Source organism: Dendrosporobacter quercicolus, assembly GCF_900104455.1.
Lineage (GTDB): Bacteria > Bacillota > Negativicutes > DSM-1736 > Dendrosporobacteraceae > Dendrosporobacter > Dendrosporobacter quercicolus.
Genome location: NZ_FNHB01000004.1, coordinates 55,361 through 67,677 on the forward strand (window position 1 = coordinate 55,361; position 12,317 = coordinate 67,677).

Below are 12,317 nucleotides of genomic sequence, written 5' to 3' on the forward strand. Positions count from 1 at the left end.
CATCTAAAATGACCGTCAATAAAGGACAGTTTGTCATTGAACCGGAAAAAGTATTGCCTGGCAGACCGGAATTTGCAGAGGGGATTCGGCGGGCGCCGGCTCGTGGTTTTCATTTATCGCCGGAACAGACAGAAGTTGCCGTGAAGAATGCGTTGCGCTATATTCATCCCAGCTTACATGAAACCTTAATCCCCGAATTTTTGGCAGAGTTAACAACATTCGGACGCATCTACGCCTACCGTTTTCGCCCCTCAGGCCGTATCTATGGCAAACCCATTGATGGGTATAAGGGAAACTGTTTAGCGGGCAGAGCTTTCCAGGTCATGCTTGACAACAATCTGGATTTTGAAGTTGCTCTCTATCCGTATGAGCTGGTTACTTACGGAGAAACAGGCAGCGTCTGTCAAAACTGGCTGCAGTACCGCCTGATTAAGAAATATCTGGAGGTTATGACGGATCAGCAGACGCTGGTAGTGCAATCCGGGCATCCTCTCGGACTTTTTAAATCCAGGCCGGAAGCGCCGCGGGTGATTATCACCAATGCTTTGATGGTTGGCATGTTTGACAATCAGCAGGATTGGGAAATTGCCGAGGAAATGGGTGTGGCGAACTATGGGCAGATGACCGCCGGCGGATGGATGTATATCGGACCTCAGGGAATCGTGCACGGCACGTATAATACACTGCTGAATGCTGGCCGGCTGCATCTTGGCATTCCCCATGACGGAGATTTACGGGGACGCCTGTTTGTTAGTTCCGGCCTTGGCGGAATGAGCGGAGCGCAGCCGAAGGCTGCCGAGATCGCCAATAGTATCGGCGTCATTGCCGAGGTGGATTATTCCCGCATCAAGACCCGCCTGGATCAGGGATGGGTTAAGGAATGCTATGATAATTTAGATGAAGTGTTTGCATCTGTAAAAAAACATAGGACCAATAAAACAGCGGCGGCTATTGCGTATTGCGGAAATGTTGTTGATCTGCTGGAGTATGTTGTGGCGCAGCGAATTCCAGTCGACTTACTGTCCGATCAGACTTCCTGCCACGCGGTTTATGATGGAGGCTATTGCCCGCAAGGCATCAGTTTCGAAGAGCGGACCCGTCTTCTTGCAGTAAACCGTTCCGCGTTTGAAGGCCTTGTCAATCGGAGCCTGCGGCGTCATTATGAACTAATCAAACAGTGTGTTGACAGAGGCACGTTTTTTTTCGATTATGGCAATGCGTTTTTGAAGGCGGTGTATGACGCCGGCGTCAAAGAGCTGTCCCGGAATGGCGTGGATGAAAAAGACGGCTTTATTCTGCCATCTTATGTCGAAGATATTATGGGACCTCAATTGTTTGATTATGGATATGGTCCTTTCCGCTGGGTTTGCTTAAGCGGACGGCATGAGGATCTCATTAAAACTGACCGGGCAGCGATGTCCTGCATTGACGTAAGCCGCCGCTATCAGGATAAAGATAATTATAACTGGATCCGCGATGCGGAAAAGAACAACCTGGTCGTTGGAACGCAAGCCCGTATTTTATATCAGGATGCGGAAGGCCGTATGCGCATTGCTCTTAAATTTAACGCAATGGTCCGCAGCGGAGAAATTGGACCTGTCATGCTAGGCCGGGATCATCATGATGTGAGCGGTACGGATTCCCCGTTTCGGGAAACCGCCAATATTAAAGACGGCAGTAATGTGATGGCCGACATGGCCGTGCAGTGCTATGCCGGCAATGCAGCCCGGGGGATGAGCCTGGTTGCTCTGCATAACGGCGGCGGCGTTGGCATTGGAAAATCGATGAATGGCGGATTTGGTCTGGTTCTCGACGGGAGCGCCGGGGTGGATGAAATCATCAAGAGCGCTATGCTATGGGATGTTATGAGCGGCGTTGCCCGCCGGAGCTGGGCCCGCAATGAACACTCTATCGAAACGGTTAAGAAATATAATGAAACCTACGGGACGGAAAGTCATATCACTGTGCCTTGCATCGCGGATGCGCAATTGGTCCAACAAGCGGTTGCCGGTTATTTTAATAAAAAAGGCTGATTGCCGAAAAGAGGAGGTGGAGCAAATGAGTGCCCTGCTCATTCAACACATCACACAAATTGCCACGCCCTTGGGAAAGCGTGCCTTGCATGGAAAGGATATGGGCAAGCTGAAGGTGTACGGGGACGGCGCCATATATATACGGGACAATGTGATTCAGGATATCGGTACAACCCGGGAGGTGACGGCCCGTCTTGGCGATCTGACGGATATTACGGTCATAAATGGAGCAGGAAAGTGCGTAGTTCCCGGTTTCGTCGATCCTCATACCCATTTTCTGTTTGGCGGAAGCCGCCCGGAGGAGTTTATTGACCGGCTCAGCGGAGTCCCCTATCTGGAACTTCTCAACAGGGGGGGCGGTATCCGCAGTACCATGCAGGCAACAAGGCAAAGCACGGCGGAAGCCTTATACCAGACGGGGTACGGTATCCTGCAGGATATGATGCGCACAGGCGTGACTACTGTTGAAGGGAAAAGCGGCTATGGTCTCGATCTGGAAACAGAATTAAAACAATTGCGCATCATGAAACGGCTGGAAGCCGATACGCCGATGACAATAAAAACCACCTTTTTAGGGGCCCATGCGGTACCGCCTGAATATGACGGCCGGAGCGATGCCTATATTGATTACTTGATTCAAAGCGTATTGCCGCTGGTGCAGGCTGAGAACCTGGCTGCTTTCTGCGATGTGTTTTGCGAGGCGGGGGTTTTTACCCTCAACCAGTCGGAAAAACTGCTGGAAGCGGCGGCTAGCCTGGGATTTAAATGTAAAATTCATGCCGACGAGATTCATTCGACCGGGGGAGGAGGCCTGGCTGCCCGTTTAAACGCCATATCCGCCGAGCACCTGCTGGCTGTGTCGGCTGATGACCTACAGGCGCTGGCAGCCAGTAAGACCATAGCAGTATTGCTGCCGGCAACAGCATTTTGCATGCGCAAGCCGTTTGCACCGGCGCGGAAAATGATCGATTCCGGCTGTGCGGTGGCTTTAGCCAGCGATTTTAATCCTGGAAGTTGTTTCACTCACTCGATTGCCCTCGTTTTGGCCCTGGCGGTCATTTCTATGCAGATGAGTGTGGAAGAAGTGTTAACCGCTCTGACCTTAAACGCCGCTGCCGCCGTCGATTGTGCGGATACCATCGGCAGTGTGGAAATTGGCAAAAAAGCGGATCTCCTGCTGTTAAAATATCCTGACTATCGGTTCCTTGTATATCATACCGGCATGAATATTGTTGAACAGGTGATAAAAGATGGCCGATTGCTAAACTGGAGTACAGGACAGCAATAATTCCGGCCATAAATTCGGAAGGAGAAAATCCAGAATGGAAGCTGTGGTAATAAAAAAAGAAGATCAACTCACTTCCGGCTGGACGGGGGGCAGCACTACGGAATTATTTATTCTGCCGGCCGGAAGCAAGTACAGTGAACGCAATTTTTGGCTGCGGATAAGTTCCGCAACCGTCGACGCTGAAGAAGCGGTATTTACAAAACTGCCTCAGGTACAAAGAGTATTGCTTGTACTGAAAGGGAAAATAGTCTTACAGCATGGCGCAGGTAAGCGAATGCCCCTGAACCCTTTTGACATACATGCGTTTGACGGCGGCGAGCCTACTGTCAGTCGGGGACGCTGCGTCGATTTTAACGTCATGACGCGGGACAATGTTCACGCCGATCTGTGTACATATCAGAGCCGGCAGATGCCGGTTCCGGTTGCTGCTGATCATTTCATGCATTTCTTTTATGCGTTTCAGGGAGATTTTTGCTTGACCACAGAATCCGGGAAGCAGGACATTCCGGAAAAAGCGCTGTTGTATGTGCCGCAGGCCGATTGTCCGTTTTCCGTTTCTTCCCTGGGAGCGGAAGAGGCGGTATTAGTACATGTAAAGGGCAGAATAGCAGACGGGGTCAAACGGAAATAAGCAGTTGTCTTATCTAATATAAATTTAGAGAAAATATCGTTTTTTATAGGTTGACACACCTTATGATTGATGATAGTATAATTATAAAATAATAATTGATAAATTCATTCACGAATTTTTTCTCAAATGGATAGCGCTAGTAAAAGGTTTTCATAGTAAGGTAATATCCCATGATTTGTGAATATAAACAGCATATTAAATGCAATAAACAAAGGTGTTTATTAAAGATATAAACGACCTTTGTTTTTTTATTCCCATTTAATATTGCGCAATGGAGGCTGCCGGCATGCCTATTTTGTTAGAAGAAGATTTCGAGTATGCACTTCCTGACATGTATCGCATAAGACAAAAGTTTCGCAATGACGCGCTGACTTTAGAAACTTTAGAAACCACGCTTAGGGTGCAGCTGCGGCAAGATATCATTAGAAACAAGCTAAAACCGGGACAAAAAATTGCTGTTGCCGTAGGCAGCCGGGGAATAAGAAATTTACTGTTTATTGTTAGAACAGTAATTGACGAAATGAAGCAAGCCGGTGCAAGGCCGTTTGTCGTGTCGGCGATGGGCAGTCATGGCGGAGGAACGGAAGAAGGCCAGCGGCGAGTTCTCGCAGACTATGGAATTACAACAGAAAACTTACAAGTTCCAATTTGCACCAGTACCAATGTAAAAAAAATCGGAATGACTTCAAAGGGTTTGCCGGTTTATTTTGATCAGGCAGCTCTCGAAGCTGACTTGATAGTTCCCATTAATAGAATTAAGCTGCATACCGATTTTGTCGGGGAACTTCAAAGCGGGCTGTGCAAAATGCTCGTCATTGGGCTTGGCAATCAGATTGGCTGTTCCGCCCTTCATGAAGCACCTCCTGAAGATTTTGCCGGGGTCATTGAGGAAGCTGCCGGAATTATCTTAAATCAGACAAAGGTTGGTTTTGGCCTTGCCGTTATTGAAAATGGCTATGATAAAACAGCTATTGTTGAAGCCATTGCTGCCGAAAACTTAGTGAAAAGGGAAAAAGAGCTGGTTCAGGTGGCAAAAGACTATATGCCGACGCTCATGATACCGGAAATAGATATTTTGATTATGCAGGAAATCGGCAAGAATGTATCCGGCGCCGGCTATGATCCCAATATAGTTGGCAGAAGCTCGGTATTAGAGCAGTATACCTTAACAGTACCGGCAGTCAGACGGATGATCCTATTGGATGTTACGGCTGAATCTCACGGCAACGGTATTGGGGTTGGGCTCTTTGATATAATTACGCGCGAGGTTCATAATAAACTGAATTTAGAGCAAATGTATGCGAATGCGATTGCCTGCAAGTGTATAGAGGACGTTAAAATTCCCCTTATCGCTGCTACCGAGGAAGAGGCGATTCGAGTGGCTGTAAAAGTGACCAGGGAGATATCGCCGGACAGCATCAAAATTGTCAGAATTAAAAACACGCTGGAATTAGAATACATAGAAGTATCTGCGGCATTATTGCCGGAAATAGCAAACAATGAGAATCTGCGAATTGCGGAAGGTTGTGAGAAGCGGTGAAGGTTGCAAACTTAACCTATGAAGCAGTGCGGATACCGCATCAACGACCGATTTACCCTTCCTGGTTTCCCGAAAAAGAAGAAAAGGATCAATGCATCCTGCTTATTGGTATTCATACCGATGAGGGAATCAGCGGATATGCTTCGATGGAAGCTCCCTTTGGCATTTTACCTATTCTTGTGGCGACAATGGAGTATGCCAAGGAATTTGTTATTGGGGAAGATCCTTTTGCTATTGAAAAAATCATTTGGAAACTGCGGAATGTAGCCAGAATTTCCACCAGACCCTGGGTCATTGAAAATGCTTTGCTGGATGTCATGGGCAAGGCTTGTAACCAGCCTGTTTACAAAATACTGGGAGCCATGCGGGACAGGGTAAAACTGTACGCGTCATGGGCCGAAAAAAGGCCTGACGAGCAGCGGAAAGAGGATGCAAAACGCCTGGTGGAGCAAGGGTTTAAAGCAGTAAAGGTCCGATTCTGTTCCGCAACCATGAAAGAAGATATTGCGCAAGTAGAAGCAGTTCGTGCAGCCGTAGGCGGGCAATTGGAAATTATGGTTGACGCCAATCAGGGAACGGCTGTAGAACGGCAGCAGAAAGGTTTTCCTGAATTATGGTCATATGAGCGGGCCAAACAGACAGCCCGGGAATTAGAAAATCTCAATTGCACCTGGTTGGAAGAACCTTTATACCGCTACAATTTTGAAGGCCTGGCTAAATTGTCAAGTGAAGTTTCCATTCCCATTGCCGGCGGTGAGATTAACCGTGGTATCGCCGAGTTTAAGTGGCTGCTTGAACAGCATTGTTTCCGGATTATCCAGCCCAATTGTACGATGAGTGAAGGAATTACTCAAATACGTAAAATAGCAGCTATGGCGGAAGCCCAGGGAGTAACTTGCAATCCTCATGCCTGGATTCCCGGAATCGGGCTGCTGCAAAGCTTGCATTTGGCTGCTTCAATTTGCAATTGTGATTATCTGGAGTATCCTTATGATCCGCCCGCTTTACTTCCCGGTTCATTTCAGGGAATATTGGTGAACGAATTGACCGTGGAAGCGGACGGCTATTTGACCTTACCAGCGGCGCCTGGTTTCGGGTATACCCTGGATGAAGAAAAAATCCATAAGTATAGCATACTGAAAGGCTAATTGATTGAAGAAAGGAGAAATTTTTTATGGAATTAACGAGAGAACAACAAGACATGCTTGATGGTGTTCATGGAAAAGGCACGGCTTATGCAATGAAAATACAAGTGGCAATCGGCGAGTGCTTTGGCGCGACCCGTATGGTCCCGATTACGAGGGCGCATGTGGCGCTTAGCAACCAGGATGCGGATCTTTGGTTTGCCGAGAAACTATTGCAGGCCGGGGCAGAGTGCCGGGTTGCCCCAACCGTAAATCCCGGATTTTGCTTATCCTACTTTACTGAAAAAAATATGGTTTCCGATGAAGATGCGGCCTTAATGCAGAGAACCCATAATGCCTACAAAGGATTGGGCGCCGTTTTAACCTATAACTGTACGCCGTATGTTGCATCGAATGTTCCTCATTTCGGCGAAATCATTGCTTATTCTGAATCAAGCGCCACACCGTTTGTAAATTCAGTTTGGGGCGCCCGCAGCAACCGGGAAGGAGCAAACAGCGCCCTGTGCGCCGCCATTACCGGATTTGTGCCGGAGTACGGGCTGTTGCTTGATGAAAACCGGAAAGGCGATATTTTGGTGGAGGTTAAAGCCGACATGAAATCTGATTTTCAATTTCATTTGCTGGGCTATATGGGTAAAAAAATTGGCAAAGGACTTCCTGTATTTACCGGGCTACCACGGCATATTACCAAAGAATCGCTGACAAATTTAGGGGCGCAGCTTAATACTTCCGGTGCCTATGGCATGTACCATATCCTTGGCTTCACACCGGAGGCGCGCACTTTTGGACAAGCTTTTGGCGGCAAGGATCCACAAAGGACCGTCGAGATTACAAACAATGATTTAGATAAGATACTGGAAGAAATATCGTTACCGGGAAATAGAAAAGTTGATTTTGCCATGTTTGGCTGTCCGCACTTTTCCTTTGATCAGGCCAAACATATAGCTGCCCGATTAAAGGGGCAAAAGTTGAAAGCGGAAATGTGGATTTTAACTTCAAGTTATGTGAAGCAAATTGCTGATCGCATGGGAATTACCGAAATTATTGAAGCGGCCGGCGGGGTGATTGTTCCGGATACTTGTCCTGACCAGCCTTGCTGGCGGCACTTGAAAGGCAGAGTCGGCGTGACGGAGTCGCCCAAATGCGCTTATTACCCAAAACGGAGAGGCATTGAATTCGTAATCCGTGATCTTGATACTTGTATTGAAGCAGCAATTACAGGCGAGGTGAACTGAAATGGGTCGAAAATTTACCTGTCATAAAATTTCCGAGGGCGTAGCCGAAGCCCCAATCCTTATTTCAAATGAAGATGTTAATTTCTATCTTCTGAATCCGGAAGATGGTGTAATGATTGAAAAATCCCATGATATCAGTGGCAGCTCAATTGCGCATAAAATATTTGCTTTTCAGGGAGGAAAGGGGAGTTCGGTCGTACAGGCCGACGGTCTTTATCAGTTACAGCTCAAAGGAAATGGGCCGAAAGCGATGATTGTCAAATATCCTGATACCGTACTCGTTTCCAGTGCCATTATCATGGAAGTGCCAATGGTGGATCAAGTAGAAGAAGAGTTTTATAAAGTGGTAAAAAACGGCGATTGGGTTAAGGTTGACGCCGATAACGGCTATGTAGAAATCGTTGGCGGGGAAAAATCGTAGGATTGCTGGAGGTGTGGGATGGAACTGGAATTAAGGGGAGTGTCGAAATATTTCGAGGACTTCACAGCTGTCGAAAATGTTTCTTTTTCTATTAAAAAAGGCGAGTTGTTTTCACTTCTGGGACCATCAGGCTGTGGAAAAACAACCACTTTACGAATGATTGCGGGTTTTTATGCGCCGGATATTGGCGGTATTTATCTCAAAGGAAAAGAGATAACGCATCAACCGCTTGATCGCCGGGGAACAGCAATGGTATTTCAAAATTACGCGCTTTTTCCCCATATGACGGTATTTGAAAACATTGCATTTGGGCTCAAAATGCAAAAACTCGATAAAAGCAGTATTGCTAAACGGGTACAGGATGTTTTAAATCTGATTCAGCTCCCCCATATTGAAACGAAATACCCGCGAGAGCTTTCCGGCGGCATGCAGCAGCGCGTCGCCATTGCCCGAGCCATTGTGATTCATCCCGAAGTTTTGTTGCTGGATGAGCCGCTGAGTAATCTTGATGCAAAGCTGCGGGAAGAGCTTCGCATGGATATCCGGAAAATTCAGCAAAAAATCGGCATTACGACGGTTTTTGTCACCCATGATATCTCGGAGGCGTTTGCAATGTCTGACCGAATTGCCGTTATGCAAAATGGCAAGGTAATGCAAATCGGGTCTCCCCGGGAAATTTATGAACAGCCGGTAAATGAATTTGTCGGCGCTTTTGTCGGCAAATCCAATCGTTTTTCCGTCCAAATTGACGATATAACAGGAGATATCGCCATTGCTGGCAATGAAAGCCTGCAAATGAGGCTCAGAGTCAAACAGCTGCCGGTAGCGCGCGGCGATGTTTTGGCAGTAATGGTACGGCCCGAAAGAATTTCCCTGATTGAGACACCCTCCAGCAGAGCCGGCCGGAATGTCCATCAAGGCACCGTTTTGCATACCTATTACCTGGGAAATCAAAATCACTATGAAGTTATGGTGAATAACTGTAAATTTACTGTGGAAATGGCAAATAACGGTTCGCGAATTTTTGAGCAGGGCGAAAAGTGTTATATCGAGTGGGGGATTGAAGACAGTGTGTATTTTAATAATGCGAACAGGGACTGCTGACAATGGATACAACCATGTTAAAACATAAGAAAAAATCTATCTGCTGGACTCCTTATCTGCTCATGCTGCCGTTGCTCATCTTAATGATAGGCGGCCTGCTTATTCCATTGTTAAATTCTTTTTATATCAGTTTTACCCACTATGTTGCTCCGGCTGTATATGACAGTCAGAGCTTCACATTCGCGAACTATATGAAGTTTTTTGAAACGCCCAATTATATTACTACATTGTGGAGAACCATTCGAATCAGCATCTTATCTACGCTGTTCTGCCTGCTGTTAGGGTATCCGGCAGCCTACTATATGTCGAAGCTGGATGGAAAAAAACAACAAATCTATGTGCTCATTTATCTCACGCCGTGGCTGATTAATGTTGCTGTAAAAGCATTTGGCTGGACGATATTGCTGGCCAATGACGGAATTATCAACCATGCCTTAATGTACCTGCATATGATCGAAAAACCGCTGCAAATGCTGTATACCGAGGGAAGTATTACCATTGGCGTGATTCACGGGTGCCTTATCCTAGCCGTTTTGCCGATGTATACATCCATAAAGGCGATTGACCCCAATCTTAAATACGCAGCCGCCAATCTGGGGGCAAAGCCAATGCAGATCTTTTTCAAGATTACATTGCCGCTTTCGCGAACAGGAATTTTAGCCGGCGGGCTCATCGTATTTGCAACAACGATGGCGGCCTATACCACGCCGGTACTGCTTGGCGGAGGCCGCAACAGGGTCCTGTCCTATTTAGTGTATGAACAGAGCAACCGCTTGATGAATTGGCCGATGGGTGCGGCCATTGCCTTTATTATTGTGATTATTGCGGTACTCTTGATTATGGCGATTCAAAAGAATTTTGAAGCGAACAAACGGAGGAGGGATTTGCTGTAATGCTCACCGTGGCGAAGTGGTTTAAAAAGCTCCCTTTGTTGCTCATCTTTAATGTGCTGCTGACAGTTTTCATGCTTGCACCCATTCTTGTAATCATTCTGGTATCGTTTTCGCCTACCAAGGCCTACGTCATCCCGACCAATAACTGGTCGCTTCAGTGGTTTCTGGAAATACCGAAATACAGCCGTTTTGTGTATGGCTTTTTTGTAAGCCTGGGACTGGCCTTTGCAGCTTCGGCAATTGCTACCATTCTCGGATTTATGACTTCCTATGCGTTAACGCGCTATGATTTTAAGGGAAAGCGATTGTTTGATGCGCTGTTTTTTTCACCGCTTACCATGCCGGCGGTAATTGTCGGATTTGCCCTGCTGGTGTATGTTTCCAAACTGGGTCTTTACGATACTTTTTTCAGTTTTTTGTTAGCCCATGTTCTGCTGTGTGTTCCTTATGTAATTAAGACAATTAATACATCGCTGGAAGGCGTCAGCAAAGATTTAGAGCTGGCGGCCAGGAGTCTGGGGGCGTCCCAGTTTACTACATTTACTCAGATTACGGCACCGCTGGTCAAAACAGGAATTATTGGCGGCTTCATCTATGCGTTTCTGGTTTCTTTCGGTGAAGTTACGATTGCTTTATTCCTGAGCGGTACAAAAATGAGTACCTTGCCCTTGCTCATGTTTAACTACATGCAGGATGCAAACACGCCAATGATTGCTGCCATATCTACTTTGCTGATCATTTTTGCCATCTTATTAATGATCGTCATAAATAAATTGGCAAATCTGAGAGATATCATGTCGTAAGCTGCAGTGCGTGATGTGTAATGAAACGTATTGCTGATTCAGCGATTGCATTGGAAGGAGGTGCGCCAATTAAACAGAAAACAGCCGAATCGTCCATTGATAGATCAAATGAATAAAGGAGTGAGGATTATGACGGATTTTTTGAAAAGCAGTAAAGTAATTGCAGTTTTGTTTGTTGTTTTGATAGTCGGTCTTATTGCCGGTTGCGGGAGTTCTTCCGATACAGCCGGTAAAGGCAGCAAGGGAAAAGTTGTGTTGCTCTCCTGGGGAGGATCGATTGAAAAGAGTTTCTTCCAGTTAGGTATGGCTGAAAAATTTAAGCAAGAGACCGGCTATGAATTGGAACTGGTTCCAAAATCCGATTCGGCTGCCATTATTCAACAGGCTTTAGCCCAAAAGGATAATCCGCAGGTCGATGTGGTTATGTGTGATGCCGGTTCATTGCTTTCCGGCCATGATGCCGGGATCTGGGTTCCTTTATCCAGCGCTAAAATTCCAAATATGGATAAGCTGCTGCCGGCAAGCAAGCATGACGATCATCTGTATGTATACTTTGCGTTAACCGGCATTGTGTATGATAAAGATGCATTTGCCAAAAACAACTGGCCGGCCCCGACCAGTTTGGAAGACATGTTTGCCGAACATTTAAAAGGCAAAATCGGCTTTGACCATTTTCCCAGCAGTTATGCGGAAGCCTGCTTATTGACCTGGGCTGAACAGGGTGGCGGCGGCTATGACAACATACAGCCCGGTTTCGAGAAACTAGCCAAACTGGCTCCGCATGTTTATGAATTTTCTCCGAATATGAGCCAAATGGAAACCTGGCTGGAACGCGGTAATATTCATGCAGCCATTTACAGTAATGTAATTTTCAAAGATGTTAAGAAAGCGGGTGTTAATGCCGGGTTTGTCATTCCTAAAGAAGGCGCATATATTGAGCCAACGGCAGCCGCTATTATGAAGAATAGTCCAAATCCCGAAGGCGCGGCGGCCTTGATGAACTTTCTCATCAGTGAAGGCTTTTTAGACCTTCGCTACAATGAATTCAGTAATATTCCGTCCAATAAGAATGTCAAGCTGGATCCGGAAGGCGGTATTACCTGGGAAACCCTTGAACAGGCAAAAAGCTTTGATTATAGTAAAGTTCGGCAATTAAGACCGGCTTGGGTGGATAAATATAATGCGGAAATAGTACCAATACCCAAAGCTTTTTAAACAGGATTA

11 protein-coding genes are annotated in these 12,317 nt (G+C 46.5%); all 11 read left to right on the forward strand.

Annotated elements, in window-relative coordinates:
• Window positions 1-8 precede the first annotated feature (8 nt).
• The 11 genes from BLR06_RS09590 (at window position 9) to BLR06_RS09640 (ending at window position 12,308) form a co-directional block, all read left to right on the forward strand.
• Window positions 9-2,033: a urocanate hydratase gene (locus BLR06_RS09590; protein WP_092072074.1), complete on the forward strand. Its 2,025-nt coding sequence runs from the start codon at window positions 9-11 to the stop codon at window positions 2,031-2,033.
• Window positions 2,034-2,058: 25 nt separating this feature from the next.
• Window positions 2,059-3,321, forward strand: coding sequence for an imidazolonepropionase (hutI, locus tag BLR06_RS09595; protein ID WP_092072077.1), 1,263 nt, complete (start codon window positions 2,059-2,061; stop codon window positions 3,319-3,321).
• A 34-nt stretch (window positions 3,322-3,355) separates the two neighbouring features.
• Complete coding sequence (locus BLR06_RS09600; protein WP_092072080.1) at window positions 3,356-3,952, forward strand: HutD/Ves family protein; 597 nt, start codon at window positions 3,356-3,358, stop codon at window positions 3,950-3,952.
• A gap of 286 nt (window positions 3,953-4,238) precedes the next feature.
• A complete protein-coding gene (locus BLR06_RS09605; RefSeq protein ID WP_092072083.1) occupies window positions 4,239-5,492 on the forward strand; it encodes a nickel pincer cofactor-dependent isomerase, group 22 in 1,254 nt (417 codons plus the stop codon).
• Window positions 5,489-6,640 carry a mandelate racemase/muconate lactonizing enzyme family protein gene (locus tag BLR06_RS09610; RefSeq protein WP_092072086.1) on the forward strand — a complete coding sequence of 384 codons (1,152 nt, stop codon included), beginning with the start codon at window positions 5,489-5,491 and terminating at the stop codon, window positions 6,638-6,640. Before BLR06_RS09605 ends, BLR06_RS09610 begins: the two co-directional genes overlap by 4 nt.
• A gap of 26 nt (window positions 6,641-6,666) precedes the next feature.
• Window positions 6,667-7,872, forward strand: coding sequence for an aconitase X catalytic domain-containing protein (locus BLR06_RS09615; RefSeq protein ID WP_092072089.1), 1,206 nt, complete (start codon window positions 6,667-6,669; stop codon window positions 7,870-7,872).
• A 1-nt stretch (window position 7,873) separates the two neighbouring features.
• Entirely contained in the window at window positions 7,874-8,293 is a 420-nt protein-coding gene (locus tag BLR06_RS09620; RefSeq protein ID WP_092072092.1) for an aconitase X swivel domain-containing protein, read from the forward strand.
• An 18-nt stretch (window positions 8,294-8,311) separates the two neighbouring features.
• Entirely contained in the window at window positions 8,312-9,397 is a 1,086-nt protein-coding gene (locus BLR06_RS09625) for an ABC transporter ATP-binding protein (protein WP_092072095.1), read from the forward strand.
• Window positions 9,398-9,399: 2 nt separating this feature from the next.
• Complete coding sequence (locus tag BLR06_RS09630; protein ID WP_092072097.1) at window positions 9,400-10,290, forward strand: ABC transporter permease; 891 nt, start codon at window positions 9,400-9,402, stop codon at window positions 10,288-10,290.
• A complete protein-coding gene (locus BLR06_RS09635) occupies window positions 10,290-11,093 on the forward strand; it encodes an ABC transporter permease (protein WP_092072100.1) in 804 nt (267 codons plus the stop codon). The genes BLR06_RS09630 and BLR06_RS09635 overlap by 1 nt, the downstream gene beginning before the upstream one ends.
• Window positions 11,094-11,222: 129 nt before the next feature.
• Window positions 11,223-12,308: an extracellular solute-binding protein gene (locus BLR06_RS09640; RefSeq protein WP_173812864.1), complete on the forward strand. Its 1,086-nt coding sequence runs from the start codon at window positions 11,223-11,225 to the stop codon at window positions 12,306-12,308.
• The last annotated feature ends 9 nt before the right edge of the window (window positions 12,309-12,317 follow it).

What these genes read in the sequence shown, in the direction of transcription:
- BLR06_RS09605 (WP_092072083.1), top strand. Translation starts at nt 4,239, where the DNA reads ATGCCTATTTTGTTAGAAGAAGATTTCGAGTATGCACTTCCTGACATG.
- BLR06_RS09600 (WP_092072080.1), top strand. Translation starts at nt 3,356, where the DNA reads ATGGAAGCTGTGGTAATAAAAAAAGAAGATCAACTCACTTCCGGCTGG.
- BLR06_RS09590 (WP_092072074.1), top strand. Translation starts at nt 9, where the DNA reads ATGACCGTCAATAAAGGACAGTTTGTCATTGAACCGGAAAAAGTATTG.
- BLR06_RS09625 (WP_092072095.1), top strand. Translation starts at nt 8,312, where the DNA reads ATGGAACTGGAATTAAGGGGAGTGTCGAAATATTTCGAGGACTTCACA.
- hutI (WP_092072077.1), top strand. Translation starts at nt 2,059, where the DNA reads ATGAGTGCCCTGCTCATTCAACACATCACACAAATTGCCACGCCCTTG.
- BLR06_RS09640 (WP_173812864.1), top strand. Translation starts at nt 11,223, where the DNA reads ATGACGGATTTTTTGAAAAGCAGTAAAGTAATTGCAGTTTTGTTTGTT.
- BLR06_RS09635 (WP_092072100.1), top strand. Translation starts at nt 10,290, where the DNA reads ATGCTCACCGTGGCGAAGTGGTTTAAAAAGCTCCCTTTGTTGCTCATC.
- BLR06_RS09630 (WP_092072097.1), top strand. Translation starts at nt 9,400, where the DNA reads ATGGATACAACCATGTTAAAACATAAGAAAAAATCTATCTGCTGGACT.
- BLR06_RS09620 (WP_092072092.1), top strand. Translation starts at nt 7,874, where the DNA reads ATGGGTCGAAAATTTACCTGTCATAAAATTTCCGAGGGCGTAGCCGAA.
- BLR06_RS09615 (WP_092072089.1), top strand. Translation starts at nt 6,667, where the DNA reads ATGGAATTAACGAGAGAACAACAAGACATGCTTGATGGTGTTCATGGA.